The 24,805-nt window shown below is 74.5% G+C and carries 21 protein-coding genes and 1 pseudogene; 13 read left to right on the top strand and 9 right to left on the bottom strand.

What is annotated here, in order from left to right; genetic code table 11:
* The first annotated feature begins 84 nt into the window (after positions 1 to 84).
* Both OG294_RS35050 and OG294_RS35045 read left to right on the top strand, forming a co-directional pair.
* On the top strand, positions 85 to 804 hold the full coding sequence (locus tag OG294_RS35050; RefSeq protein ID WP_327070585.1) for a hypothetical protein: 720 nt from the start codon (positions 85 to 87) through the stop codon (positions 802 to 804).
* 57 nt (positions 805 to 861) lie between these two features.
* Complete coding sequence (locus tag OG294_RS35045; RefSeq protein WP_327070584.1) at positions 862 to 1,539, top strand: hypothetical protein; 678 nt, start codon at positions 862 to 864, stop codon at positions 1,537 to 1,539.
* Between the two features lie 79 nt (positions 1,540 to 1,618).
* Here OG294_RS35045 and OG294_RS35040 read toward each other — a convergent pair whose 3' ends face one another.
* From OG294_RS35040 to OG294_RS35025, 4 genes are all read right to left on the bottom strand, one after another.
* Entirely contained in the window at positions 1,619 to 2,509 is an 891-nt protein-coding gene (locus OG294_RS35040; protein WP_327070583.1) for a hypothetical protein, read from the bottom strand.
* Positions 2,510 to 2,587: 78 nt separating this feature from the next.
* Entirely contained in the window at positions 2,588 to 4,486 is a 1,899-nt protein-coding gene (locus OG294_RS35035) for a cholesterol oxidase substrate-binding domain-containing protein (RefSeq protein WP_327070582.1), read from the bottom strand.
* A gap of 144 nt (positions 4,487 to 4,630) precedes the next feature.
* Entirely contained in the window at positions 4,631 to 5,803 is a 1,173-nt protein-coding gene (locus OG294_RS35030; protein WP_327070581.1) for a sensor histidine kinase, read from the bottom strand.
* Positions 5,800 to 6,555: a response regulator transcription factor gene (locus OG294_RS35025; RefSeq protein WP_327070580.1), complete on the bottom strand. Its 756-nt coding sequence runs from the start codon at positions 6,553 to 6,555 to the stop codon at positions 5,800 to 5,802. Before OG294_RS35025 ends, OG294_RS35030 begins: the two co-directional genes overlap by 4 nt.
* 184 nt (positions 6,556 to 6,739) lie before the next feature.
* On the opposite strand from OG294_RS35025, the gene OG294_RS35020 reads away from it, so the two are divergent.
* Entirely contained in the window at positions 6,740 to 6,958 is a 219-nt protein-coding gene (locus OG294_RS35020; protein ID WP_327070579.1) for a dodecin, read from the top strand.
* Between the two features lie 72 nt (positions 6,959 to 7,030).
* On the opposite strand, the gene OG294_RS35015 is transcribed toward OG294_RS35020, so the two are convergent.
* Positions 7,031 to 7,573 (bottom strand): DUF4383 domain-containing protein, encoded by a 543-nt coding sequence (locus tag OG294_RS35015; protein WP_327070578.1) that lies wholly within the window; start codon positions 7,571 to 7,573, stop codon positions 7,031 to 7,033.
* A 352-nt stretch (positions 7,574 to 7,925) separates the two neighbouring features.
* On the opposite strand from OG294_RS35015, the pseudogene asnB reads away from it, so the two are divergent.
* Positions 7,926 to 9,782: pseudogene (gene asnB / locus OG294_RS35010) on the top strand (asparagine synthase (glutamine-hydrolyzing)).
* Between the two features lie 16 nt (positions 9,783 to 9,798).
* Here the strand turns inward: asnB and OG294_RS35005 are convergent.
* Positions 9,799 to 9,978, bottom strand: a complete 180-nt coding sequence (locus OG294_RS35005; protein ID WP_327070577.1) for a hypothetical protein — start codon at positions 9,976 to 9,978, stop codon at positions 9,799 to 9,801.
* Positions 9,979 to 10,438: 460 nt separating this feature from the next.
* On the opposite strand from OG294_RS35005, the gene OG294_RS35000 reads away from it, so the two are divergent.
* Together OG294_RS35000 and OG294_RS34995 are read left to right on the top strand one after the other, a co-directional pair.
* Positions 10,439 to 13,936: an AfsR/SARP family transcriptional regulator gene (locus OG294_RS35000; RefSeq protein ID WP_327070576.1), complete on the top strand. Its 3,498-nt coding sequence runs from the start codon at positions 10,439 to 10,441 to the stop codon at positions 13,934 to 13,936.
* A 120-nt stretch (positions 13,937 to 14,056) separates the two neighbouring features.
* The gene (locus OG294_RS34995) at positions 14,057 to 14,452 is read left to right on the top strand and encodes an RDD family protein (protein ID WP_327070575.1); all 396 of its coding nucleotides are present in this window, start codon (positions 14,057 to 14,059) and stop codon (positions 14,450 to 14,452) included.
* A 21-nt stretch (positions 14,453 to 14,473) separates the two neighbouring features.
* Here OG294_RS34995 and OG294_RS34990 read toward each other — a convergent pair whose 3' ends face one another.
* Positions 14,474 to 14,635, bottom strand: a complete 162-nt coding sequence (locus tag OG294_RS34990; protein ID WP_327070574.1) for a hypothetical protein — start codon at positions 14,633 to 14,635, stop codon at positions 14,474 to 14,476.
* A 223-nt stretch (positions 14,636 to 14,858) separates the two neighbouring features.
* On the opposite strand from OG294_RS34990, the gene OG294_RS34985 reads away from it, so the two are divergent.
* Positions 14,859 to 15,752 carry an alkaline phosphatase family protein gene (locus OG294_RS34985; protein WP_327070573.1) on the top strand — a complete coding sequence of 298 codons (894 nt, stop codon included), beginning with the start codon at positions 14,859 to 14,861 and terminating at the stop codon, positions 15,750 to 15,752.
* 9 nt (positions 15,753 to 15,761) lie between these two features.
* On the opposite strand, the gene OG294_RS34980 is transcribed toward OG294_RS34985, so the two are convergent.
* Entirely contained in the window at positions 15,762 to 16,301 is a 540-nt protein-coding gene (locus OG294_RS34980; protein WP_327070572.1) for a GNAT family N-acetyltransferase, read from the bottom strand.
* Between the two features lie 141 nt (positions 16,302 to 16,442).
* Here OG294_RS34980 and OG294_RS34975 point away from each other — a divergent pair, with 141 nt between their 5' ends.
* From OG294_RS34975 to OG294_RS34960, 4 genes are all read left to right on the top strand, one after another.
* Complete coding sequence (locus OG294_RS34975; protein WP_327070571.1) at positions 16,443 to 17,552, top strand: hypothetical protein; 1,110 nt, start codon at positions 16,443 to 16,445, stop codon at positions 17,550 to 17,552.
* A gap of 67 nt (positions 17,553 to 17,619) precedes the next feature.
* A complete protein-coding gene (locus OG294_RS34970) occupies positions 17,620 to 19,071 on the top strand; it encodes a pyridoxal phosphate-dependent decarboxylase family protein (protein WP_327070570.1) in 1,452 nt (483 codons plus the stop codon).
* Positions 19,072 to 19,223: 152 nt separating this feature from the next.
* The gene (locus OG294_RS34965; RefSeq protein ID WP_327070569.1) at positions 19,224 to 20,648 is read left to right on the top strand and encodes a GNAT family N-acetyltransferase; all 1,425 of its coding nucleotides are present in this window, start codon (positions 19,224 to 19,226) and stop codon (positions 20,646 to 20,648) included.
* A gap of 259 nt (positions 20,649 to 20,907) precedes the next feature.
* Positions 20,908 to 22,179 carry a MurT ligase domain-containing protein gene (locus OG294_RS34960; RefSeq protein WP_327070568.1) on the top strand — a complete coding sequence of 424 codons (1,272 nt, stop codon included), beginning with the start codon at positions 20,908 to 20,910 and terminating at the stop codon, positions 22,177 to 22,179.
* Here OG294_RS34960 and OG294_RS34955 read toward each other — a convergent pair.
* Positions 22,134 to 22,652, bottom strand: a complete 519-nt coding sequence (locus tag OG294_RS34955) for a hypothetical protein (RefSeq protein ID WP_327070567.1) — start codon at positions 22,650 to 22,652, stop codon at positions 22,134 to 22,136. The genes OG294_RS34960 and OG294_RS34955 overlap by 46 nt on opposite strands.
* Before the next feature lie 15 nt (positions 22,653 to 22,667).
* On the opposite strand from OG294_RS34955, the gene OG294_RS34950 reads away from it, so the two are divergent.
* The gene (locus tag OG294_RS34950; RefSeq protein WP_327070566.1) at positions 22,668 to 23,396 is read left to right on the top strand and encodes a type 1 glutamine amidotransferase; all 729 of its coding nucleotides are present in this window, start codon (positions 22,668 to 22,670) and stop codon (positions 23,394 to 23,396) included.
* Between the two features lie 382 nt (positions 23,397 to 23,778).
* A complete protein-coding gene (locus OG294_RS34945) occupies positions 23,779 to 24,804 on the top strand; it encodes a 6-phosphofructokinase (protein WP_327070565.1) in 1,026 nt (341 codons plus the stop codon).
* The last annotated feature ends 1 nt before the right edge of the window (position 24,805 follow it).

Genomic DNA, 24,805 nt, shown 5'->3' with positions numbered 1-24,805 from the left:
GCCGTGCTCTGCCTTGCCCTACCCCGTCCTGCCCTGCCCCGTCCTGCCCTGCCCTGCCCTGCCGACCTTGCTAGGGAGCCCCCGATGCCTGGCCACAGACGTCCCTCGCGGCTTGCCAGAGCCGTCCTGCGCCGCCGCACGGCGGCCCTCGCCGCCGTGGGTGCACTGGCCGTGCTGGCCGCGGTCGGCGCGTGCGGCGGCTCCACGCAGCACTCCGTCGCCGTCGCACCGCCGCCCGCAGCGGGGGCGGTGGTCCCCGCGGTGGGCACCCGGCTCTCCGCGGACCAGCTCCCCGCCGACGCCGCCGAGCACTGGCAGCCGCTGGCCGCGCCGCGCACCCAGCAGGTGACCAGTGCCGTCCGGCTCAACGAGTGCGCCTCGGTCAGCGGCGCCCTCGCCTGGCAGCAGCAGGCGTACGTCAGCAGCTACCGGACGCCGGCCGAGCAGGACCTGTTCAGCTTCCAGGACGGCCCATCCGCCCGCTCCGCCTACCAGAACCTGCTGACCCAGATGGGTAGTTGCCAGTCCCAGTCACGCGCCCTGCAGACCAAGGAGCTCGGCTCCAGCGACGCGCTGGTGACCCGGACCGCCACGACCGGCCAGGGCACCGCCTGGTCGCGCCAGTGGACCGGTGTGGAGGGGATCTCCGCCGCCGGTCCGCAGACGGACCACCTCTACGCCGTCCAGCAGGGCAGCACCCTGGCCGTCGTCCACTTCGACGAATGGGCCGGCACCCACGCCGCCCCCTACAGCACCCGGGCCGACGGCGACCTGCTCACCTCGGTCGCCCTCAAGCTCGGCTGAGCCACACCCCGTTCTCCCCCCTCTCCCCAGCCCTCTCCCCTCTCCCTGGAGACAGCCATGCCTTCGCACCGCCTCACTCGCTGGTCCGCCGGGCTCCTCGGCGCCGGCGCCGCCTCGCTCCTGCTCGTCACCCCCGCGCACGCCGCCTCGTCGGTCGACGGCAGCATCTCGCGCGACGAGGTCATCCAGCGGGCCCAGAGCTGGGTGAGTGAGGGAGTGCCCTACAACCAGGGCGCCAACTACTCCGACAGCAACGGCAGTTACCGCGAGGACTGCTCCGGCTACGTGTCGATGGCCTGGCACCTGTCGGACAGCCTGGTCACCCAGACCCTGCCCAGCGTGTCCACCCAGATCAGCAGCTCCGACCTGCAGCCCGGCGACGCGCTCGACTACACCGACGAGCACGTCATCCTCTTCGGCAACTGGATCGACCAGTCCGCGGGGACCTTCAACTACTACTCGGAGCAGAACTCGCGGGTCCTCACCAACGAGTACCAGGGCGACCTCAACGCCAGCTCGCTGGCGGGCTGGCCGACCAGCTACTACACCCCGCTGCGCTACAACCAGATCACCGGAACGGCCACCACCACGCCCACCCCGGCCCCCGCGCCCACTCCGGCTCCGGCTCCGGCCCCCGCCCCCGCTCCGACCACCGGCGGCACCGGCGGCACCGGCGGCACCGGCCAGCAGCCGTCCCACCACGGCCACGGCTGGTCCTGGTCGCGCTGGTGGTGAACTCCCCCGGCACGGTGAGCTGACCAGACGGCCCCCGGACGCTCTCGGCGTCCGGGGGCCGTCAGCGGCAACACCCTCCTCACTGCAGGATGTTGACCGCGCGGGCGACCACCAGCAGCACGGTCAGCAGCGAGACCGCCGACTGCAGCATCATCAGCAGCTTGGCCCAGAGCGAGAGCGGCATGGTGTCGGTCGGGCTGAAGGCGGTGGCGTTGGTGTAGGCCACGTAGAGGTAGTCCAGGAAGCCCGGCTCCCACTCCTCGGGCGCCAGCCCCTGCTGCTGCATCTGCGGGAAGAGGAAGTCCGGATAGTCGGCGGTGCCGCGGGCCCGGGCGGCCGGTCCGCCGCGGTCCCACTCCCAGTACCAGAGCGCGAAGGCGATCACGTTGGTCGCCCAGACCGCACCGCCGGTCCCGAGCAGCGGCAGCGCGCTGGAGGCGCCGCTGCCGTGCACCAGGTCGCGCACCAGCTTCACCGCCGCCCACCCGTTGGCCAGGCTGATCGCCGCGACCAGCGCCAGGCTCAGCGCACGCAGCGCCCGGCTGCTGGTGCCCAGGCGCGGGTGCGGATTGAGCACCACCAGCGCGACCAGCAGGCCGAGTTCCAGGGCCGGCAGCATCCAGCGCGGGTGGATGCTGAGCCGGTCGGGCATCGCCAGCTGCAGCGCGACCGCGATGAGGATCACCGCGGTCACCGTCCAGCGCTGCTCCGCCTCGGTCTCGGTGCGCCAGACCGGCTTGGCCGCGGCCGACGGCTCCGCCGCGCCGCCGCCCCCGCCGGGCCCACCGCGCCCGGCGGGCTCGGTGAGGAGCCGCTCGATCCGGTCGAGCCGGTGGTGCAGCAGCTCGGTCGGCTCGTGCGCGACCGCACCGGGCTCGGAGGCTCCCGGCTCCGGCGCGGACGGGAGCGGGCCGCCGGGCGGGGCGCCGTCGTTCGGCGGCGGATCACTGGGGTGCTGGTCTGCGCTCATGGCGGCCATTCTGCTGGGTGCGCCGCCGGGTGCGCCGCGGCGGACCCCAGGGCCTGTCCGGCGGACCTCGCCGGAGCCTCAGCGCAGCAGCCGGTCCAGGAACGGGTTGCCGAAGACCCGGTCGGGGTCGTAGCGGTCGAGCACCGCCACCGCCTCGTCCCAGCCCGGGCCGCCGCCCGCCCGGTAGCTGTCCGGGATCACCCGGTCCAGCACGTCCGGGTCGGCCCAGGCGGCATCCGCGGTGTAGGCCCAGCCCTTGGACCACTCGACGCGCAGCGCCGCCCGGGTGCCGTCGAAGGCGGCCAGCAGGAGCTGTTCGAGGTCGCGTCCGAACTGGTACATCCCCGGGGTGCCGGGCAGGGTCAGCACGTCGAACCAGACCGCGACGTCCCACTCGGGGTGGTCCGGGCGGGCCCGGATCGCGGAGAGCAACGGCGGCCGGGCCCCCGGGACGCCGCTGGCCGCCGGGTCCTCCAGGCCGGTGACCCGGATCTCCACGGCACCGTTGACCGGGAACTGCCCGCGCGCCTGGTACTGGGTCAGCAGGCGCTGGTAGCCGCTGGTGACCTGGTTGACCACCCACTGCACGTCCGCCCGGCGGGCCAGCACCGCGTAGCCGTTGGCGGCCATCCGCAGGGTGGTGGGGCGCACGTACTGCAGCAGCGTCCGGGAGGGGCCCCACAGGTCGGAGCGCAGGCCGCCGGCCAGCAGGTGGGTGACCACGTCCAGGCTGAGCAGGTCCTCCAGCAGGGTGCCGGAGAGCAGGACGTCGGTGAGGTCGCCGGTCAGACCGATCGCGGCGATCAGGTACTGCAGCTGGCCGAAGGTCGGCGCCAGCGCCCAGGAGCCGCTGACCAGTCTGCCGGCCAGGTCGGCCACCGGCGTCGGGATGTTGTCGGAGAACGGGTAGTTGTAGGGCTGGCTGACGGCGCGGGACGAGAAGGGCCGCTCGGGGGCGACGCTCCAGGACTTGAGCCAGGGGAATTCGGTGAAGGCGAACCAGATCGCCTCCACCCGGCCGCTCTGCTCCAGGAAGTCGGCCAGGCTGCGGCCGTTGCCGCCGCCCGGCGCGGCGAAGAGCTCGCTCGCGGGGACGTCGATCCGGCTGAGGCAGCGCATGTTCCGGTCGGCGCCGGCCCGCAGCACGGCCTCGGTGACGAAGGACCGGCCGAGGTTGACCAGGAAGGCGGCGGTGTCGGCCTCGGCCCGGTCGAAGGTGCGCAGCACGTACCGGTCGGCGCCCTGGTCCCAGACCACAGCGGTGAGTTGGGTGACCAGGTTGCTGATCGAACCGAACCCGTGGCCGGGCCCGCTGCTCTCGCCCGCGACCGGGACCGCGGTGCCGTGCCCGCCGATCGCGAGCACCCCGCCCAGGGTGATGTCCCCCGGGGCCGGGCAGTGGGTGACCCCGAGGCCGCGCCCGGCCAGGTGGGCCAGCAGGGTCTCCATGTCCGTGCCCGCCTGGGCCCGCACCGCGGGCGCGGCCGCGGTGCCGGCGGCGCTGATCGCGGTCAGGTGGCGGGTGGTGTCCACCAGCAGCACCGCGGTGGCGGCCGGGGTGCCGTTGGCCACGGTGAGCGGGGCCCAGGTGTGCCGGTGTCCCTGGGCGCGCAGCCGCCAGCCCTGGGCGTGGGCCCAGTTGGCCAGGGTGACCACGTCCTCGGGGGTGTGCGGGGTGCAGGTCCACAGCTGGTCGGCGTGGATCTCGCCGGCCCAGTTCTCGTAGGTCTGCCGGTAGAGCTCGATGCCGGCGGGGAACGCGGGCGGCACCGGCACTGCGGGTGTCCCGGCGGGAGCGGCCTCGGCATCGTCGGGGGTGATGATGCCGCGCAGCAGCCAGGCCGCGGAGCCCAGCGCGGCGGAGCCGGCCAGCAGGCGGCGCCGGGTCAGGCCGGCGGGTCCGCGGCCGGGAGCACGGTCGTCGGCTGCGTCAGGTGCGTCGGATGCGCCGGGTGCGTCAGGTGCGTCAGGTGCCATGGGAGCCCTCCCCTGTCGGTTCGATGAGCAGGGCCGACCCTAGGAGAAAACGGAGCGCACCCGTCCGAACGCCTCTGGCCAATCACTAGTTCGAGTGAACCCATCGCCTCCGGGAACTTTCCGGGCACCCGCCCTGCCTGTCGCTCAGGACAGCGGTGCGGGCGCGGCGGGCAGCGCGATCTCGAAGCAGCAGCCGCCCTGGACGTTGCGCACCGAGGCCCGCCCCGCGTGCGCCTCCACGATGCCGCGCACGATCGCCAGCCCGAGCCCCGCGCCGGTGTCCCCATGGTGCTGCACCGCACCGCCCTCGGCCGCCGCCCCGCGCACCTGGCGCGGGGTACGGGCGCTGCCGCCGCGCCAGCCGGTCTCGAAGACCCGGGCCAGGTCCGCCTCCGGGATACCGCCGCACCCGTCGGTCACCGAGAGCACCACCTCGCCCTCCCGTTGCCGGGCGGCCACCGCCACCACGCCCTCGGCCGGGGTCGAGCGGATCGCGTTGACCAGCAGGTTGCCGAGCACCCGGGTGATCTCCCGTCCGTCCACCTGCACCGGGGCCGGCTCGATCCGCTCCCCGCGCAGCTGCACACCGCGCTCGTGGGCCAGCGGGTAGGCGCCCGCTATCGCGTCGCCGACCAGGTCGTAGGCCGAGACCCGGGCCAGCGACAGGGTCAGCGCACCGGCCTGGATCCGGGACAGCTCGAAGAGGTCGTCCACCATGCCGGTCAGCCGGTCCACCTCGGTGCGGATCTGCCGGTGGTAGCGGGTCGGCTCCTCGGCCACGCCGTCCTCCAGTGCCTCGGCCATCGCCCGCAGGCCGGCCAGCGGGGTGCGCAGGTCGTGCGAGATCCAGGCGATCAGCTCGCGCCGGGAGGCCTCCAGTGCCTGCTCGCGCTGCCGGGACTCGGCCAGACGCGCGCTGGTGGCGGCCAACTCGGCACTCAGATCGGCCAGTTCGGAGCCGAGCGGCTCGGCGGGGGCGGTGAATCCGGCGGCACTGCCCACCGTGCGGGCGGCCAGCGCCAGGGCCCGGCTGCCGGCCACCACCTGGCGTCCCAGCAGCGCGGCGGTCACCAGCGAGACCACCGCGGCCATGCAGGTCACGGTGATGACCACACCGAGGTCGTGGTGCGAGAGGAACATCGCCTGGGCCACCGCCAGGGTGCCGGCGGTCATCGCCAGCACGGTGACCACGGCGACGGCGAAGAGCGAGAGCGCCACCGAGCGGCGGCGCAGCAGCCGCACCGCCGGCCAGCCCAGCAGTCCGGCCACGCCCGCCCCGAGCGCGGCGAACAGGGCGATCAGCAGCAGGTCCTTCACGCCGCACCGCCCTCGGCCGCACCGGCCGCCACCGGGTCGAACCGGTAGCCGACGCCCCACACCGTGCTGATCAGCGCCGGTGCCGCAGGGTCGTCCTCGACCTTCTCGCGCAGCCGGCGCACGTGCACCGTGACGGTGGACAGGTCGCCGAACTCCCACCCCCAGACCCGGTGCATCAGCTCCTCGCGCCCGAACGCCGTCCCCGGGTGCCGGACGAAGAACGTCAGCAGGTCGAACTCGCGCTGGGTGAGTGCCAGTTCGCACTCCCCGCGAAAGGCCCGGCGGGCCTGCTGGTCGAGCCGCAGGTCGCCGGCCCGCAGCGGCTCCCGGCTCGCCGCCCCGAGCGGGACGGCCTGCCGGCGCAGCACGGCCTGCACCCGCAGCACCAGTTCGCGCGGGCTGAACGGCTTGGTGACGTAGTCGTCGGCCCCCAGCTCCAGGCCCAGGATCCGCTCGGACTCCTCGCCCCGTGCGGTGAGCATCACCACCGCCGGCCGGTCGGCGCCGTCCGCGCGCAGCCGGCGGCAGACCTCCAGGCCGTCGAGCTCGGGCAGCATCAGGTCGAGCACCACCAGCTCGGGACGGAACAGCGCGGCCTGGGCCAGCGCGGCGCGCCCGTCGGCGGCCCGCACGACCGTGCAGCCGGCCCGCCGCAGATAGCCGGTGACCACCTCGGCGACGGTCGGGTCGTCGTCGACCACCAGGATCCGGGGCGAGGGGGCCGATGCGGCGGGCGGGGGCGTCACTGTCACCCCACCGAGGATAGGGACCGCCCGGCCGCCGCGGCTCGCGCCCGCCGCCGCCGTACGACTTCCGTAACATCCGCCGCCTCACCCCTGGGGCGGCCCACCGCGCGCGCCGCCGCCCGATGCGCCACGGTGGAAGGAAACCTGCCCCAGCTCACCGCCGAGCCCGACCACGCCCCTGGAGGCCGTGATGTCCGAGCACATCTACCGCGTGACCGAAATCGTCGGCTCCTCGCACGAGGGGACCGACGCCGCGATCCGCAACGCGCTGACCCGCGCGTCACAGACCCTGCGCAACATCGACTGGTTCGAGGTGGTGCAGGTACGCGGTCACGTCGCGGAGGACCGGATCCAGCACTACCAGGTCACCGTCAAGATCGGCTTCCGGCTGGAGGAGCCCGCCGCCTGACCCCGGACGACGTGCAGGGTGCCGGCGAGCGATCCGCTCGCCGGCACCCTGCACGTCGGGGGCTTGCGCCGGTCAGTGGTGCACGGTGGGCCGCAGCACCTGCTTGAAGGCGGGCACGTGCCAGCGCCCGGCCACGTCCTCCTCGGGTTCCCGCTCGCCGCTGTGGCGCTGCTGCCAGTACGGGTTGTCGTGCGGCAGGTGGCCGCTGACCCTGCCGTACATGCCGAAGGTCGCGATCACGAAGCCGAAGACGAAGCTGAACAGCACGTTGGCCATCCGGAAGGCCAGGTGGTTCCAGCTGCTGTCGAGCGCCATCAGCCCGACGAAGCCGGCGATGACGAAGATCGCGCCGACGATCATGTTGAGCCAGGAGGCGAAGTTGCCGCCGACCACGGCACCGATCATCAGGATCGCGCCGAACACGATCGAGAGCACACCGAGCGCGCCGTTGCTGGACATGCCGGCGACGTTCGTGCCGTGGGTGGAGAGGTAACCGGGGTCACCGGCCAACCCGAAGCAGCCCCAGATCAACAGGAGCAGACCGCAGAGGCCCGCACCGTAGCGGTAGACCTGGGCGAGCCGGTGGTCGGTGGGGAGTTCGTCCTTCAGTCTCATGGCAACCTCCACGTGGGAGCGGAGCGGACGAGAGGGCCCGTCGTGCACGACCGGTCCGTTGTGCACTACCGGTCCACGGTACGCCCACCGGGGCCACCCCCGCCCGTCCGCACTCCGGAGCCCGGCCGCACCCCCGACACCCGACGCAGCACGGGCCCTTCCTGGCATGCTTCGGCCAATTCCGCTCCGCAGCAGCGCCATCGGCACCAGGTAGGCGTAGCGTCACCAACTGCACACGGAACGACGCGGCGCACCACCCTGCCCGTCCTCGTACCCGGCAGAGCGCCGCCTGGCTCCCGCTCCGGCCGCCGCAGCCCGGCCGCCGGGGTCCGACGACTGGAGGGCACTGCATATGTGCGGCATAGCCGGCTGGGTGGCATTCGACCAGGACCTGACGGAGCAGCGCGAGGTGCTGGCGGCGATGACCGGGACGATGGCCTGCCGCGGCCCCGACGCGGGCGGGGTGCAGCTGACCGCGCACGCCGCGCTCGGCCACCGCCGGCTCGCGGTGATCGACATCGAGGGCGGCGCGCAGCCGATGACGGTGGAGCGGGAGGGGCGGCTGCTGGCCTCCCTCACCTACAGCGGCGAGGTCTACAACCACGTGGAACTGCGCGCCGAGCTGGAGTCGCACGGCCACCGGTTCCGCACCCGCAGCGACACCGAGGTGGTGCTGCAGGCCTACCTGCGCTGGGGGCCCGGCTTCGTCGAGCGGCTCAACGGCATGTTCGCCTTCGCGCTCTGGGACGCCCGCACCGAGGAGCTGCTGCTGGTCCGCGACCGGATGGGCGTCAAGCCGCTCTACTACTACCGCACCGACGACGGCGTGCTGTTCGGCTCCGAGCCGAAGGCGATCCTGGCCCACCCGTGGGTGGAACCGGTGGTCGGCCTGGACGGGCTGCGCGAGGTGCTCGCCATGGTCAAGACGCCGGGGCAGGCGATCTACCGGGGCATGGCCGAGGTGCGCCCCGGCCACGTCCTGCGGATCCGCCGCGAGGGCCTGAGCGACCGTCAGTACTGGGCGCTGGAGGCCCAGGAGCACACCGACGACCTGCCCACCACCATCGCCACCGTGCGCGACCTGCTGGACGACATCGTGCGCCGCCAGCTGATCTCGGACGTGCCGCTCTGCTCGCTGCTCTCCGGCGGCCTGGACTCCAGCACCATCACGGCGCTGGCCGCGCGCGGCCTGGCGGACACCGGTGCGGGGCCGGTGCGCTCGTTCTCGGTGGACTTCACGGGGCAGGCGGAGAACTTCCTGCCGGACGACCTGCGGGCCACCCCCGACACCCCCTTCGCGCACCTGCTGGCCCGGCACGTGCAGGCCGACCACAGTGACATCGTGCTGGACGCCGCCGCGCTGATCGACCCCGTGCACCGGGCCGCGGTGCTGCGCGCGAGCGACCTGCCGACCGGCTTCGGCGACATGGACACCTCGCTCTACCTGCTCTTCCGGGCGATCCGCCGGCACTCCACGGTGGCGCTGTCCGGTGAGTCCGCGGACGAGGTGTTCGGCGGCTACCCGTGGTTCCACGAGCGGGAGGCGGTGTACGGCGACACCTTCCCCTGGCACGCGGCCGGGGTGGCCCGCCGGCTCGGCGGGCGCGGCACCGCCGCGCGCGAGAGCCTGCTCGACCCGGACCTGATCGCCCGGCTGGACCTGGCGGCCTACGTGGCCGACAGCTACGCGACCGCGCTCGCCGAGGTGCCGCACCTGCCCGCGGCCGATCCGCACGAGCGACGGATGCGCGAGGTCTGCCACCTGCACCTGACCCGGTTCGTACGGATCCTGCTGGACCGCAAGGACCGGATGAGCATGGCCAGCGGCCTGGAGGTGCGGGTGCCGTTCTGCGACCACCGCCTGGTGAGCTAAGTCTTCAACACCCCGTGGGCGATGAAGACCTTCGACGGCCGGGAGAAGAGCCTGCTGCGGGCGGCCGCCCGGGACGTGCTGCCGAAGGAGATCGTGGACCGGGTGAAGAGCCCCTACCCGAGCACCCAGGACCCGAACTACCCGCTGGCGCTGCGGGCGGCGCTGACCGAGCTGGCCGGTGACCCCAAGGCGCCGGGACAGGCGCTGGCCGATCCGGCGGCGGTGGCGGCGGCGCTCTCCCCGGAGCGCGATCCGCAGGCGGCCCGGCCGGCCACCGAGGTACTGCTGACGCTGGACGGGTGGCTGCGCGCCTACCCGGTCTCGCTGCGGCTGTGAGCCGGTGCGCCCCCGCTCAGCGGGGGTACTCGTCCTCGTCGACCGGGACGGGACGGCGCTGCTCGACGGCGTCGCCCTCGTCGGCGGCGGCGTTCAGCGGCAGCTCGGCGGGCGAGGGCAGCTCCTCGTCGGTCTCGGACTCCGGGTCCTCCGGGTCCAGCGACTCGACGGCGAATTCGGCGGCGTTGTCGGTCATGACCTCACCCCTTGCTGCTGCGGGGCGCCGGCGGCCCCTGCTGTCTCCAACACTTACCCGACCGGCGGCCTCCCACTCGGCACCCGCCGCACGGGTCGGCGTGTTGCGGGACCGGCCCCCCGAGCCGGTCCCGCACCTTCCTCGGCCCGCCTCCGGCGAGGTCGGCCGAGGCGCCGGGTGACCGGGAGCGGCGCCGGTCACCCGGCGCTGCTCCCGAGCGGCTACCGGATCCAGGTGGTGTCACGACCGTGCAAGGCGAGCCCCGCGGCGGTGGAGCGATCGGTGGACGGCGTGGCGGAGGACGGCTGGGTGGCCATCGGCGGTTCCTTCCCTGGTACGGCGGGCGTACGCCCGCGCAGACCGGCTGGGCTGGTGCCCTCCCCTGTCAGGCACCAGCCCGGCCGGGCTCGGTTGTCCTGAGCCTGCCGGAGGCCGCTCACGGCCGGGTAATATCCGGATAATGGACCATCAACAAGGGACCCTCGACGGCCGTGCGCCCGTTCCGGCACAGCCGGGATCCCGCCTGCGGTTCGGCCTGCTGGGGCCGCTGATGATCCAGGACGCGGCGGGCAGCGCGCTGCCGCTCAGCTCCCCCAAGGCCCGGGCGCTGCTGGCGATGCTGCTGCTGGAGCCGAACCAGGCCGTCTCCCGCGACCGGCTGACGGCCGCGCTGTGGGGCGAACACCCGCCGGCCACCGCGCCCACCTCGCTCAACAACCACGTGGTCCAGCTGCGCCGGCTGCTCGGCACCGGCGGCCAGGGCAGGCTGCGCACCGTTGCCCCCGGCTACCTGCTCCAGGTCGACTGCGAGGAGCTGGACAGCGAGCTGTTCACCGCCCACCTGGAGGCGGCCAGGGCCGCCCACCAAGGCGGTGACTGGCAGAGCGTCAGCTACCGCGCCGGTGCCGCGCTCGCGCTGTGGCGCGGCGCTCCGCTGACCGACCTGCCGAATCTGGCCGAGGAGGTCCTCCCCTATACCCAGCGGCTCCAGGAGCTGCGGCTCCAGGGGCTGGAGTGGTTCATGGACGCCGAGTTGGAACTCGGCCACCCGCACGGGCTGATCCCGGAGCTGAACCGGCTGACCGCCGGCCACCCGCTGCGCGAGTCCTTCCACCGTCAGCTGATGCTGGCGCTGCACCGCACCGACCAGCGCGCCGAGGCCCTGGCGGTGTACCGGCGGCTGCGCCGCACCCTGATCGAGGAGCTGGGCATCGAGCCGGGGCCCAGTGTGCGGGCCGCGCACCAGGAGGTGCTGCGGGCCGAGACCGGCGCACAGCACCGCGTGCACCGGCCGCCGGCCCCGGGCGGCACGGCGCCGGGCGGCGAGGCCGCCGCGGCGGACACTCCCGACGCACCGCCGACGGTGGCCGCCGGCGCGGGCCTGCCGCGCGACGTGGCCGGCTTCACCGGGCGCGCCGAGGAGCTGGAGCGGCTGCTCGACGCCTGCCGGGCGGGCAACGCGGACGGCCAGGTGGTCGGCATCCACGCGGTGGACGGCATGCCGGGGGTGGGCAAGAGCGCGCTGGCGATCCACGCCGCGCACCGGCTGGCCGCCGACTTCCCCGACGGGCAGATCTTCCTGCCGCTGCACGCCCACACCCCCGGCACCCCCGCCGTGGAGCCCGCCGACGCGCTCGCCGCGCTGCTGCTCACCATCGGCGTCTCGCCCCAGCAGATCCCGCCGGCCCTGGACGCCCGGGCCAACCTGTGGCGCAGCCGGCTGGCCGGGCGGCGGATGCTGCTGCTGCTGGACGACGCCCGCAGCAGCGAGCAGATCCGCCCGCTGATGCCCGGCACCCCGGGCAGCCTGGTGCTGGTCACCAGCCGGCGCCGGCTGCCCGCGCTCGGCGACGCGGTGCCGGTGACCCTGAACGTGCTCTCACCGCGGGAGGCCGCCGCGCTCTTCACCGCCACCGCGGGGCGGGCCGACCTGGCCCCGGACCAGCCGGCGGTGATCGAGCTGGTCCGGCTCTGCGGCTACCTGCCGCTGGCCATCCACCTGACCGCCGCCCGGCTGCGCCACCGCCCCGCCTGGTCGGTGGACGACCTGGTGCCGGACCTGGCCGCGGCGGCCGGGCGACTGGGCGCGCTGAGCGCCGAGGACGTCTCGGTGGCCGCCGCCTTCGACCTCTCCTACCGCGACCTGACGCACCGCCAGCGTCGGCTCTTCCGCCGGCTCGGCCTCTACCCGGGCGACGACTTCGACGCCCGGGCCGCCGCCGCGCTCGACGACAGCGATCCGCCCACCACCCGCCGCCTGCTGGAGGAGCTGGAGGACCACCACCTGGTGGACGAGCCGGTGCGCGGCCGGTACCGGATGCACGACCTGATCCGCGAGCACGCCAGGGCGCTGAGCGCCGAGGACGACGCGGCGGTGCGGCACGCCGCGGTGGCCCGGCTGCTGGACTCCTACCTGGCGATCGCCACCGCGGCCGCGCGGCACCCGGCGGTCCGCCACCTGGCCGGCCCCGGCGGCGTCGAGCCGGCCACCGAGGAGGAGGCCCGCGCCTGGCTGCGCAACGAGCGCGGCAACCTGGGGGCCGCGGTCGAGTACGCGGCGGCCCACGGCCACCCGCAGCACGCGGTGCAGCTGCCGGCCGCGCTGCACGACTTCCTGCGCTCGCAGGGCCAGTGGAGCCAGGCCCGGGTGCTGCACCGGATCGCGCTGGAGGCCGCGCGGCGCACCGGCGACCGGCTCGGCGAGGCCGCGGCCCTGACCCACCTGGGCACCTTCCAGCGGCTGACCGGCGAGCACGAGGCGGGCGCCGAGCACCTGCGCCAGGCGCTGGAGCTGTACCGGGCGCTCGGTGCGCCGAGCGGGCAGGCCGCCGCCCTGATCCAGCTGGGCGCGATGGAGCGCACCTTCGGCGACAACCTCCGCGCCCGGGAGTACTTCGCCCAGGCGCTGGCGCTGGCCCAGGGGGTGGGCGACCGGCCCGGTGAGGCGGAGGCGCTCAGCCAGCTGGGCATCCTGGGCCGGATCACCGGCGGGTACGCCGAGGCCACCGAGCAGGCGAGCCGGGCACTGGCGCTCTTCCGCGAGCTGGGCAACCGCACCGGGCAGACCGCCGCGCTCAGCGAGCTGAGCCTGATCCAGCAGCTGACCGGCGACCTGGCCGCCGCCGAGGACAGCCTGCGCGAGGCGCTGGAGCTGTGCCGGGCCCGCGACGACCGGCCCGGTGAGGCCTACGCGCTGGCCAGCCTGGGCTCGCTGCAGCAGCTGACCGGCCGTTACCAGGAGGCCGAGCGGACCCACCGGCAGGCGCTGACCCTCTACCAGGGCCTGGGCAACCGGATCGGGCACGCCAACGCGCTGATGGCGCTGGGCGCGGTGCGGCTGGTGACCGGCCAGTACCAGGCGGCCGAGCAGGACCTCCAGCGGGCCAGCCTGATGTACCACGAGCTGGACGAGGCACGCGGGCGGATGAACACCATCGCCTACCTCGGCGTCCTGCAGCAGGCCACCGGCCGGCACGAGGCGGCCGCGGTGAACCTGCGCCGGGCGCTCGGGCTCTACCAGGACCAGGGCGACCTGCTGGGCGAGTCCCGGGTGCTCGCCTACCTGGGCGACGCGCTGCTCTCCACCGGCGACCCGGTGGCCGCGGCCCAGCACCTGCGCCGGGCGCTGGCGCTGTGCCAGGAGCGCGGCGACCAGGCCGGCCAGGCGGAGGTGCACAACCTGCTCGGCCGCCTGCTGACCTGGACCGGCGAGGACGACCAGGCACAGGGCGAGTTCGCCACCGCGCTGCCGCTGGCACGCAGCGCCGGCTCCCCGCTGGAGGAGACCCGCGCGCTGACCGGCCTGGGCAGCGGCGACCTGCGGGCCGGGCGGACCACCGAGGGGCTGGCCCGGCTCTGCCAGGCGCTGACGCTGGCCCGCCGCCTGGGCGTGCCGGAGGCGGCCGGGATCGAGGCGGCCCTGGCCGACAGCCGCCCGGCCAGCGCGGCGGCCAGCTGACCGGCTAACGAGAGCGGCCCTGCGAGCCGCGACGCCCCCTCAGCCCGCTGGCGCAGCAGCGCTTGCGGGCCCTGCGGTGGCTGGCAGGCTGGAGGTCCGGTCGGCGGCGAGGAGAACGCGGTGAGCTACGCCCACTGGTCGATGCGAGTGGTGGCCTTCCTGATCGACGTCCTGGCCTGCGGGGCGCCGAACATCATCGCCGGGGTGTTCGACCCCGGCCATGCCGGCCTCCAGATCGGGCTCGGTGTGCTCTCGCTGCTGCTGTTCGCCTACGACCGCTGGTACCTGGCCGGGCGCACCGGCCAGAGCTGGGGCAAGCGCCTGATGGACCTGCGGCTGATCCGGCTGGACGGCACCGAGCCGGTCGGCGTGCTGCGCGCCTTCCTGCGCGACCTGGCGCACCTGCTGGACTCGATCCCCTGCTACCTGGGCTGGTTCTGGCCGCTCTGGGACCGCCGGCGCCAGACCTTCGCCGACAAGCTCGCCGCCACCGGGGTCCTCGCCGCCGAGGAGTAGGCCCGGCCGGCGGCACCAGGATCAGCCCAGCATCCTGACGCTGATCCCGGGCGTCCAGTCGACGTACTCCACCTCGCTGCCGTCCGCGTGCCGGACGAAGAGGTAGCGGCCGGTGACGCTGGTCAGCTCGAAGGCGCCGTGGCTCGCCAGGGTGGCCCGCACCGCCGCCAGGTCGTCCACCATCACGGCAGCCGCGACAGCCGGGCCCGGCGCGGGCCCGGGGCCCGTGCCGGGCCCGGCGCGGGCCCGGCACGGGCCGACCGTGACCCGGCGGCGAACTCTCGGCGAACATCCGATGGCGCCGTGCTTGGGCCGCCTGGACCATGGCAGGCCGCGGGTGCCGGGGGCGGTGCGGGGGCGCATAAGGTGCGGGCTAATCGCACGCTGATCGAACGGAGTCCCCCACGTGTCCAGCCTCTGGCCCGCCGGCCCGCGCCGCGTCCTGGTCGTCGGCATCGACGGCGTCCGCCTCGACCTGCTGCCGGAGCTGCACACCCCGCACCTGGACGCGGTCGCGGCGGCCGGGTTCCTGGCCCCCGTCGAGGTCGACGAGGCCACGCCCACGATGTCCGGGCCGTGCTGGGCGACCATCGCCACCGGCGTCACGGTGGCCAAGCACGGCGTGTTCGGCAACCACCTCGGCGGCAACCGGCTGGACGTCTTCCCGGACTTCACCACCCGGCTGGCCGCCGTGCACCGGCGCCGGACCTTCGCGGTGGGCGGCTGGGAGCCGCTCTTCCTGGCCCGCCAGGGCGGTCCGCTGTTCGCCGCCCCGGGCCGGCTCGCCTACATCGCCCCGCTGGCCGACACCCCCGAGGACTGGGAGGTCTGCGACGAGCGGGCCACCGCCGAGGCCGTCACCGTGCTGACCGGCGACGACGACCCGCAGGCGAGCTTCGTCTACCTGGGCGCGGTGGACGAGACCGCGCACTTCCTGGGCTGCGGCGAGGAGTACCGGCGCTCGATCGAGACCGCCGACGCCCGGCTCGGCCGGCTGCTGGCCGCGCTGCGGGCCCGGCCCGGCCACGCCGAGGAGGAGTGGACCGTGATCGTGGTTACCGACCACGGCCACGTCGAGCAGGGCGGCCACGGCGGGCGCAGCACGCTGGAGCGCACCGCCTGGGTGGCCGCCTGCGGTCCGGGCCTGGCGCCCGGCGGTGAGGTGCTGCCGGTGCGCCACGTGGACGTGGCCGCGCACGTCTACGCGGCGCTCTCGATCGTCCCCGACCCGCACTGGACGCTGGACGGCCGGCCGTTCACCCCGGTCGGCGTTCCGCAGCCGGCCGCCGCCTCCTCCTGAGGGCGTGGCTCAGAGCGCCTTGACCAGCCGCTCGAAGGCGAGGTCGGGGCGCTTGGGCACCCCGAAGCGCTCCTCGCCGTAGGGGAACGGCGAGAGTTCGCCGGTGCGGGTGTAGCCCCGCCGCTCGTACCAGGCGATCAGGTCGGCGCGCTGCACGATCACCGTCATCTCCAGCTCGCCCGCACCCCACTCCTCGCGCGCGAACCGCTCGGCCTCGGCCAGCACCGCCCGGCCCACGCCGCCGCCCTGCCGGGCCGGGCGGACCGAGAACATGCCGAAGTAGGCGCCGCCCGGCCGGCGCTCGACCGTGCAGCAGGCGAGCAGCTCGCCGTCGCCGGAGCGCTCGGCCAGCAGCACCCGGGTGCCGGGGCGGGCCAGCGTCTCGGCGACCGCCGCCTCGTCGGTGCGCCGCCCGTCCAGCAGGTCCGCCTCGGTGGTCCAGCCGGACCGGCTGGCCTCGCCCCGGTAGGCGGACTCCACCAGCTCGACCAGCGCGGAGATGTCGCGCTCGGTCGCGGTGCGGAAGACCAGCTCGGCAGCAGTGGACACATCTACTCCAAACGGCAGAGGGGCGTCCTGGCATGGTGCCACGACGACACCCCGGACGGGCCAGTGGAGCACCTGGTTCGGTCGACCAGGGGTGAGGATGAGACGGTCCGTGTCCCTCCGGTCACCTGGAGCGCTGAACGTATGCACGCACGCGTCTTCGCCATCGTCACCGCGTTCCTGCTCGGGGCGCTGGGCCTCGGCGCCCTGGCCGTGACGGACTGGGTGCCCGGCGCCGCCACGGCCGGCGGCCGGGTCGCGCCCGCGGTGGCCGGTGCGGTGGTGGCCGGCGGGGCGGGCGCCTCGGCCTCCCCCACCGGCGACCCGGCCGTGTGGACCCGCAGCACACTGCGCAACAAGCTGATGACCGAGATGGCCGCCACCGATCCTGGCGTGGCACTGGCCGACCTGGACAAGATCACCAAGGCGAAGCCCTACACCGTCCGGTTCTGCCACCCGATCGCGCACGAGCTGGGCCACACGGCCGTCAAGCGGTACAACTACGACTTCGCCAAGGTGCTCTCGTTCCCGCACGACACCTGCGCCTCCGGATACCTGCACGGCGCGGTCGAGGAGATGCTGGCGGCCTCCAGCGATCCGGGCACCGACCTGCTCAAGCTCTGCCAGCCGCAGATGAGCGGGCCGTGCGTGCACGGCACCGGCCACGGCACGATGTTCGTGACCAAGCAGAACGTGGCCGCCGCCCGCGACCTGTGCAGCAAGTACGCCTCGCAGAGCCGGATCATCACCTGCTCCGAGGGCCTGTTCATGCAGCTCTTCGGCCCCGACGAGGAGGACGAGAACGCCAAGGCCAACCTGCCCGCCGACAAGCTGGCCAGTGAGCCGCTCTACCCCTGCCCCGAGCAGCCGGCGCTCTTCCAGTCGGCCTGCTACTTCTACGCGCCGACCTACTTCCTCTCCTCGCACGACTACCCCGACCACCCCGAGGTCTACGCCCAAGCGCTCAAGTGGTGCCTGAACGCGCAGGCCACCGGCGGGGCCGGCGACTGCAGCCGGGGCGTCGGCTCGCGGACCATGAAGTACAACCTGGACCGCGAGGACTGGGTCGGCCAGCAGTGCGCGAGCGCGGCCGACGCCTGGCAGCGCAAGTCCTGCGTGGACGGCATGGTCAGCTACTACACGGTCAACTACACCGACGCCGGGGCGGCGGGCCGGCTCTGCGCCAAGCTGACCAACGAGGAGATCGCCCGGGACTGCCGCTCCTCGGCCCGGCTCTCCGGCTCGCTGGACTGAGCCCCGGCTCCCTCTCCCTGCGGCCCCCCGAGCCAGCTGCCCGGGGGGCCGCCGTAGCATCGGCACCATGTCCGAGCTGCCCTTTCGCGAAGCCGCCCGCGCCACCGCCGACCTGGTCGCCGACTACCTGGCCGCGGTGCCGCAGGGCCCGGTCTGGCAGCCGATGGACCCCGCCGCCCGGGCCCGCCTGCTGGACGCCCCGCTGCCGCGCACCGGGCGCCCGCTGGAGGAGCTGCTGGCGGCCGTCGCCACCGAGGTGATGCCGGCGCCGATGGGCAACGGGCATCCACGCTTCTTCGGCTGGGTCAACTCCGCGCCGGCCCCGGCCGGGGTGCTGGCCGCCCTGGCGGCCGCCGCGATGAACCCGAGCTCGGCCGGGGGCGACCACGCGGACGTGCACCTGGAGCGCGCGGTGGTGCGCTGGACAGCCGAGCTGGTGGGCTTCCCGCACACCCCCGGCGCCGGTCTGCTCACCTCCGGCACCTCGATGGCCACCATCGTCTGCCTGGCCGCCGCGCGCGGCCGGGCCGCCGCCAGGATCGGCCACGACGTGCGGGCCGAGGGACTGTCCGGCCTGCCGCCGCTGGTCGGCTACGTCAGCGGCGAGACCCACTCCTGCGTGCGCAAGGCCGCCGAGCTGCTGGGACTGGGCAGCCGACAGCTGCGGGTGGTGGCCTCGGACGCCGAGGGCCGGCTGGACGTGACGGCGCTGCGCACGGCCGTGGCGGAGGACCGGGCCGCCGGGCGGCTGCCGTTCCTGGTGGCGGCCTCCTGCGGAACGGTCAACACCGGCGCCGTCGACCGCTTCGAGCCGATCGCCGACCTCTGCGCGGAGCAGGACCTGTGGCTGCACATCGACGGCGCGTACGGGGCCTTCGGGGTGCTCGACCCGGCGATCGCGCACCGCTTCGCCGGAATGGACCGGGCCGACTCGCTCGCCCTGGACCCGCACAAGTGGCTGGGCGTGCCGGTGGACTGCGGCTGCGCGCTGGTGCGCGACGCCGGCCAGCTGCGCGAGACCTTCAGCCTGGTGCCCTCCTACCTGCGCGACGAGGAGGCCGGCGGGCTCGGCTGGTTCTCCGAGTACGGCACCGAGCAGACCCGACCGTTCCGCTCGCTCAAGGTCTGGGCCACCATCGCGCACCGCGGCCGGGACGGTCTGGCCGCCGACATCGCGCACTGCACCCGGCTGGCCCGCCGGCTGGGCGAGCTCATCGAGGCGGACCCGGGCCTGGAGCTGCTCGCGCCGGTGGAGACCTCGATCGTGGCCTTCCGGGCCCGTCCCGCCGGCCTGTCGCCGAGCGGGCTGAACGCGCTCAACCAGGCGCTGCCGCTCGCGGTGCAGCGCGGCGGGCGGGCCTTCGTCACCGGCACCGTGCTGGGCGGCCGGGAGGCGCTGCGCGCGTGCCTGCTGAACGCCACGACGACGGAGGCGGACCTCGCGGTGCTGCTGGACGAAGTCCGCACGGCGGTGGGCGAGCTGACGGGTCAACAGCTGTCGGATTCGGCGACGAGCTGACGATATGACGGCCGGATGTGACAAGAACCCGTCGCGAAACGGCCCACTACCCGGCGGTAACCGGGCGGTTGTCGGAGCGACCCGGTAGACATTTACCGCGCGGTCATAACAGATTCGTGATCGCGAAACACCAGCCCGTCATGGTGGGGAACATGACTCAATCGCCGATTCCTGCCCAGCCCGACCAGACCGCCGCGGTGCGGCTCTCGCGACGCCGGCGCCGCCGGGCCGGTGCCGAGCGCTGGCGCCGCCAGACCGTGGAGCTCGCGGCGGTCTTCGTCGCGGTGGCCACCGCCGACCTGGTCGCCAACGTGGTGGTGCACGGCCACGACGGCCCGGTGCTGCTGGCCGCCTCGGCCGTGGCACTGCTGGCCACGGCCGTGTTCCACAGCTGGTGGGCACAGCGCCATCCGCACGGGCCACCGGGCCCGGGGTCGCCCGGTACCGACCCGCTCGCCGCCCCGTCGCCCGACGCGGGCGCGCCGGACGAGCGGGCGGCGGGGGCGACCACGCTGTGGCGGCTGCGCACCACCGTCTCGGAGGCGCCGGGCACCCTGGCCACCCTCTGCGCGGCGCTGGCCGAGCTGCGGATCAGCATCATCTCGCTGCAGACCCACCCGCTGCCGGAGGCGACCGTGGACGAGTTCCTGCTGCGCGCCCCGCGCTCGCTGCCGCGCCCGGTGCTGACCGAGGCGGTGGCCCGCGCCGGCGGCCGGGAGATCTGGACCGAGCCGGCCGACGCCCACGACCTGGTGGACCTGCCGACCCAGATGCTGGCGCTGGCCACCAGGACGGCGCTGGACACCGCCGAGCTGCCGGTCGCGCTGCGCCAGCTGTTCGGGCAGATCACCATCCGGCAGACCCCGGCCAAGGGCGGCGAACCGGCCGCGCCGAGCCTGGCGGGCCCGCTGATGCGGCTGGCCACGCCCAGCGGCGGACTGATCGAGCTCTCCCGCCCGCACCTGCCGTTCACGCCCACCGAGTTCGCCAGGGCCAAGGCGCTGGTCGAACTGGACACCCGGCTCGGCCCCCGGGTGCCCAAGGTCGAGGACCACCTCAGCCCCTCGGCCGGCCCCGAGCTGACGGTGCGTCGCGCCACCCCCGACGACAAGGCCGCGGCCCTCGCCCTGCACCGGCGCTGCTCGCCGGCCACCCTGCGCCAGCGGTACCACGGCCCGGTGAGCGACGCCGACCGCTACCTCAACCACCTGCTCGACCCGCGGCACGGCCAGATGCTGACCGTGCAGGCCCCGGACGGCAGCCTGGTGGCGCTCGCCCACCTGATGTGGGACGACGACAGCGCGGAGCTGGCCGTGCTGGTGGAGGACCAGTGGCAGCGCCGCGGCCTGGGCCTGGACCTGCTGCGCCGGATGGCGGCGCTGGCCGCCGAGGCCGGGGTGGCCACCGTCTACGCGGTCGCCCAGGCCGGCAACACCGCGCTGATCGGCGCGATGCAGCGGCTCGCACTCCCGCTCGACTACCAGGTCTCGGAGGGCACCCTGGTGATCACCGCCCACCTGGCGGGGGCGGCGCAGCGGCTGCCGAGCCCGTGGCCCGCGGCGCCGGGCGGGCACTGACCAGCCGGAACCGGCCCTCCGCCGGGCCCGGCGGAGGAACCGCGGGAGCGTTCCAGGAGGGGCGCGAGGTCCCACCGGGCTGGCGGGGGCGGCGTTTACGCCGGTCGAGGGCCCGTCAGGAGCCGGACCTCGCACGTCTTGATGGGCCCCGTGGCTGGGTCCGCTCCCGGGGAGCCGTTAGGCTGACTCCGTCCCCACCGCCCTGGGGCCCGTACGAGGTCAGAGGGGGGTCGTCAGCCAAGAGGAGGAACCCCTGAGCATGTCAGGCACCGGATCGGAGGCCGCGGCCACCGGCGCGCGCGACTCCTCACTGCCCGCCCGCTCCAAGTTCGCCGTCACCGCGGGCAAGATGGCGGGCGCCGTCTCCCGCGCGGCCGGCCGCGGCAGCGGTTCGGTGATCGGCGGCAAGGTCGCCCTCAAGCTGGACCCTGACCTGCTGGCCCGGCTCGCGGACCACCTGGACGTGGTACTGGTCTCCGCCACCAACGGCAAGACCACCACGACCCGGCTGATCGCCGAGGCGCTGCGCGCCGCGGGCCCGGTGGTCTCCAACGCGCTGGGCGCCAACATGCCCGCCGGCATCACCGCCGCGCTGGCCGGCGGCTCCGACGCCCGCTACGGCGTGATCGAGGTCGACGAGAAGTACCTGGCGGGCGTCGCCAGGGACACCAGCCCCAAGGCCATAGCGCTGCTGAACCTCTCGCGCGACCAGCTGGACCGCGCCGCGGAGACCCGCATGCTGGCCGAGAAGTGGCGCGAGGGCCTGCAGGGCACCGAGGCCGTGATCATCGCCAACGCGGACGACCCGCTGGTGACCTGGGCCGCCTCCTCCTGCCAGCGGGTGGTCTGGGTGGCCGCCGGTCAGGCCTGGAAGGAGGACGCCTGGTCCTGCCCGTCCTGCGGTGGCGTGATGCAGCGCCCCGGCGACGACTGGTACTGCCAGGAGTGCGGCTTCCGCCGCCCGCAGCCGCACTGGGCGCTGCAGGGCAGCCACGTGATCGACCCGAACGGTGCCGCCTGGCCGATCCAGCTGCAGCTGCCCGGACGCGCGAACCTGGCCAACGCCACCAGCTCGGCGGCGGTGGCCGCGGTCTTCGGCGTCCCGCCGCAGACCGCGCTGGAGCGGATGCAGTCGGTGGCCGCCGTGGCGGGCCGCTACGACGTGGTCAACTACCAGGGCCGCGACGTGCGCCTGCTGCTCGCCAAGAACCCGGCGGGCTGGCTGGAGACCTTCTCGCTGATCGACGGCCCGCCCGCGCCGGTGATCCTCTCGGTGAACGCGATGGACGCGGACGGCACCGACACCTCCTGGCTGTGGGACGTGGACTACGAGCGGCTGCACGGCCACCCGGTCTTCGTGATGGGCCAGCGCCGGCTCGACCTCGCCGTCCGCCTGGAGGTGGCCGGCCTGCAGTTCCACGTGGTGGAGTCGCTCGAGGAGGCGGTCCGGATGGCGCCGCCCGGCCGGATCGAGGCGATCGCCAACTACACGGCGTTCCAGCAGCTGCGCAAGGTGGTGGCCGGCTCGTGAGCACCCCGCCGCAGTACCCCGGACAGCAGCCCTACCCCGGGCAGCCGCAGCACCCGGGCCAGCCGCAGCACCCCGGCTACCCGGGACAGCCCGGACCGGGGCAGGCACCGCAGCCCGGCTACCCGCCGGTGCAGCCGCAGCACCCCGGGCAGCCGCAGCACCCGGGCCAGCCGCAGCACCCCGGCTACCCGGGACAGCCCGGACCGGGGCAGGCACCGCAGCCCGGCTACCCGGGGCAGGGGCAGCAGCCCGCGCCCGGCTACCCGCCGGCCGGCCCGCCGCAGCACCCGGGGCAGCCGCAGCACCCCGGGTACCCGCAGCCCGGTGGCCACCAGCAGGCCGGTCACCAGCCGCCGCCCGGGTACCCCGCCCAGCAGCAGCCGGGCCGGCCCGCGCCGCAGGCCGGGCAGCCGACCGGACAGCCGCAGCACCCCGGGCAGCCCGGGCAGCAGCGGCCCGACCAGCAGCACCATGGAAGGCCTTCGAGGATGAGCGACAGCAGCCTGCGGCTGGTCTGGGTCTACCCGGACCTGCTCAGCACCTACGGCGACCGCGGCAACGCGCTCGTCGTCGAGCGCCGGGCCCGCCAGCGCGGGCTGAACGTCGAGCGCATCGACGTCCGCTCCGACCAGCCGATCCCGACCAGCGGGGACATCTACCTGCTGGGCGGCGGCGAGGACCGCCCGCAGCGGCTCGCGGCCGAGCGGCTGCGCCAGGACTCGGGGCTGCCGCGCGCGGTGGACAACGGTGCGATCGTCTTCGCGGTCTGCGCGGGCTACCAGATCATCGGCCACGAGTTCATCAACGACCTGGGCCAGCGCGAGCCGGGTCTGGGCCTGCTGGACATCTGGTCCACCCGTGGCGAGGGCGCCCGCAGCGTCGGCGACGTGCTCGCCGAGCCGGACCAGCGGCTGGGCCTGCCCACCCTGACCGGATTCGAGAACCACCAGGGCGTCACGCACCTGGGCCAGGGCGTCAGCCCGCTCGCCCAGGTCACCGCCGGCGGTGGCAACGGCGACGGGAACGGCACCGAGGGCGCCTGGCGGGACACCGTCTTCGGCACCTACCTGCACGGTCCCGTGATGGCCCGCAACCCCGCGGTCGCGGACATGCTGATCAAGCTGGCGCTGGACGTCAACGCCCTCCCGCCGGCCGACACCACCTGGTACGACGCGCTGCGGGCCGAGCGGATCGCCGCCGCCCGCCAGCCCGCCTGACCACCGCCGCGCAGCACCGGTCCTCGCCCCACTGACGACGAGTCAGCGGGGCGGGGCCTCTCGCAGGAGAGGCCCCAGGTGAACGTTTCCGGGCCGCCGGGTGTCCAGCATCCGGCGAACCGAGCTTCCGCGTCGCGAAATTGCGACAATAAGCATTGTCGGATGCAACCCTCCTCGGCAGCCGGCTGCACACCTGCGCGGGCGCGCCGACGACGCCGCCCCCGTGCCTGCTCCCGCCCGGCCGGAGGTGGGGGCCGCTATGATCAGTTTCAGGGCATAATGTCCGATTCTGACCCCGCCCTTTCCACAAGGTGGTAGTCCGGCCGCCCGGTTCTTCCCCCAGCCTCGCGGCTGGGGGGTGCCCCCAGGAGTTGCGAAAGACATGCGTATTGGTGTGCTGACCAGCGGCGGCGACTGCCCCGGCCTGAACGCGGTGATCCGCTCCGTGGTCCACCGGGGGGTGGTCGACCACGGCGACGAGATCATCGGCTTCCAGGACGGGTGGCGCGGCCTCCTCGAAGGCGTCCACCGCCCGCTGACGCTGGACTCGGTCGGCGGCATCCTCGCCCAGGGCGGCACGATCCTGGGGTCCTCCCGGGTCCAGCCCAGTCATCTGCGCGACGGCGTGGAGCGGGCCAAGCGCTACTGCGCGGACCTCGGGATCGACGCGGTGATCCCGATCGGCGGTGAGGGCACGCTCAAGGCGGCCAAGCTGATGAGCGACGCCGGGCTGCCGGTGATCGGCGTCCCGAAGACCATCGACAACGACATCGCCTGCACCGACGTCACCTTCGGCTTCGACACCGCCGTCTCGGTGGCCACCGAGGCGCTGGACCGGCTGAAGACCACCGCCGAGTCGCACCAACGCGTGATGGTGGTCGAGGTGATGGGCCGGCACACCGGCTGGATCGCGCTCAACGCGGGCATGGCGGCCGGCGCGCACGCCATCGTGGTGCCGGAGCGCCCGTTCCACATCGACAAGCTCACCGAGGTGGTGCGCGAACGCTTCGAGCGGGGCAAGAAGTTCGCCATCGTGGTCTGCGCCGAGGGCGCCAAGCCCGAGCCCGGCACCATGCACTGGGAAGAGGGCAGCAAGGACATCTACGGCCACGAGCGCTTCACCGGCATCGCCACCCAGCTCTCCGGCGAGCTGGAGCACCGGCTGGGCAAGGAGGCCCGACCGGTGATCCTCGGCCACACCCAGCGCGGCGGCACCCCCACCGCGTACGACCGGGTGCTCGCCACCCGGTTCGGCTGGCACGCGGTGGAGGCCGCGCACAAGGGCGCCTTCGGCCACATCACCGCGCTGCACGGCACCCAGATCAACCTGGTGCCGCTGGCCGAGGCGGTCGCGGACCTGAAGACCGTGCCGGCCGAGCGCTACGTCGAGGCCGAGATGGTCATCTGAC

Origin of the sequence: Kitasatospora sp. NBC_01302, assembly GCF_035976515.1 — a bacterium.
GTDB lineage: Bacteria > Actinomycetota > Actinomycetes > Streptomycetales > Streptomycetaceae > Kitasatospora.
The sequence above is the reverse complement of the archived record's forward strand: the minus strand, read 5'-3'. Positions and strand labels throughout refer to the sequence as shown.

Excerpts from the sequence above, each read along its gene's own strand:
- OG294_RS34955 (WP_327070567.1), bottom strand. The coding sequence starts at position 22,652 with ATGGTGCTGCTGGTCGGGCCGCTGCTGCCCGGGCTGCCCGGGGTGCTG.
- OG294_RS34990 (WP_327070574.1), bottom strand. The coding sequence starts at position 14,635 with ATGGTGGACGACCTGGCGGCGGTGCGGGCCACCCTGGCGAGCCACGGC.
- OG294_RS35015 (WP_327070578.1), bottom strand. The coding sequence starts at position 7,573 with ATGAGACTGAAGGACGAACTCCCCACCGACCACCGGCTCGCCCAGGTC.
- OG294_RS35005 (WP_327070577.1), bottom strand. The coding sequence starts at position 9,978 with ATGACCGACAACGCCGCCGAATTCGCCGTCGAGTCGCTGGACCCGGAG.
- OG294_RS34960 (WP_327070568.1), top strand. The coding sequence starts at position 20,908 with ATGTCAGGCACCGGATCGGAGGCCGCGGCCACCGGCGCGCGCGACTCC.
- OG294_RS34945 (WP_327070565.1), top strand. The coding sequence starts at position 23,779 with ATGCGTATTGGTGTGCTGACCAGCGGCGGCGACTGCCCCGGCCTGAAC.
- OG294_RS34965 (WP_327070569.1), top strand. The coding sequence starts at position 19,224 with ATGACTCAATCGCCGATTCCTGCCCAGCCCGACCAGACCGCCGCGGTG.
- OG294_RS35020 (WP_327070579.1), top strand. The coding sequence starts at position 6,740 with ATGTCCGAGCACATCTACCGCGTGACCGAAATCGTCGGCTCCTCGCAC.
- OG294_RS35050 (WP_327070585.1), top strand. The coding sequence starts at position 85 with ATGCCTGGCCACAGACGTCCCTCGCGGCTTGCCAGAGCCGTCCTGCGC.
- OG294_RS34950 (WP_327070566.1), top strand. The coding sequence starts at position 22,668 with ATGAGCGACAGCAGCCTGCGGCTGGTCTGGGTCTACCCGGACCTGCTC.
- OG294_RS35035 (WP_327070582.1), bottom strand. The coding sequence starts at position 4,486 with ATGGCACCTGACGCACCTGACGCACCCGGCGCATCCGACGCACCTGAC.
- OG294_RS35040 (WP_327070583.1), bottom strand. The coding sequence starts at position 2,509 with ATGAGCGCAGACCAGCACCCCAGTGATCCGCCGCCGAACGACGGCGCC.
- OG294_RS35000 (WP_327070576.1), top strand. The coding sequence starts at position 10,439 with ATGGACCATCAACAAGGGACCCTCGACGGCCGTGCGCCCGTTCCGGCA.
- OG294_RS35045 (WP_327070584.1), top strand. The coding sequence starts at position 862 with ATGCCTTCGCACCGCCTCACTCGCTGGTCCGCCGGGCTCCTCGGCGCC.
- OG294_RS34975 (WP_327070571.1), top strand. The coding sequence starts at position 16,443 with ATGCACGCACGCGTCTTCGCCATCGTCACCGCGTTCCTGCTCGGGGCG.
- OG294_RS34970 (WP_327070570.1), top strand. The coding sequence starts at position 17,620 with ATGTCCGAGCTGCCCTTTCGCGAAGCCGCCCGCGCCACCGCCGACCTG.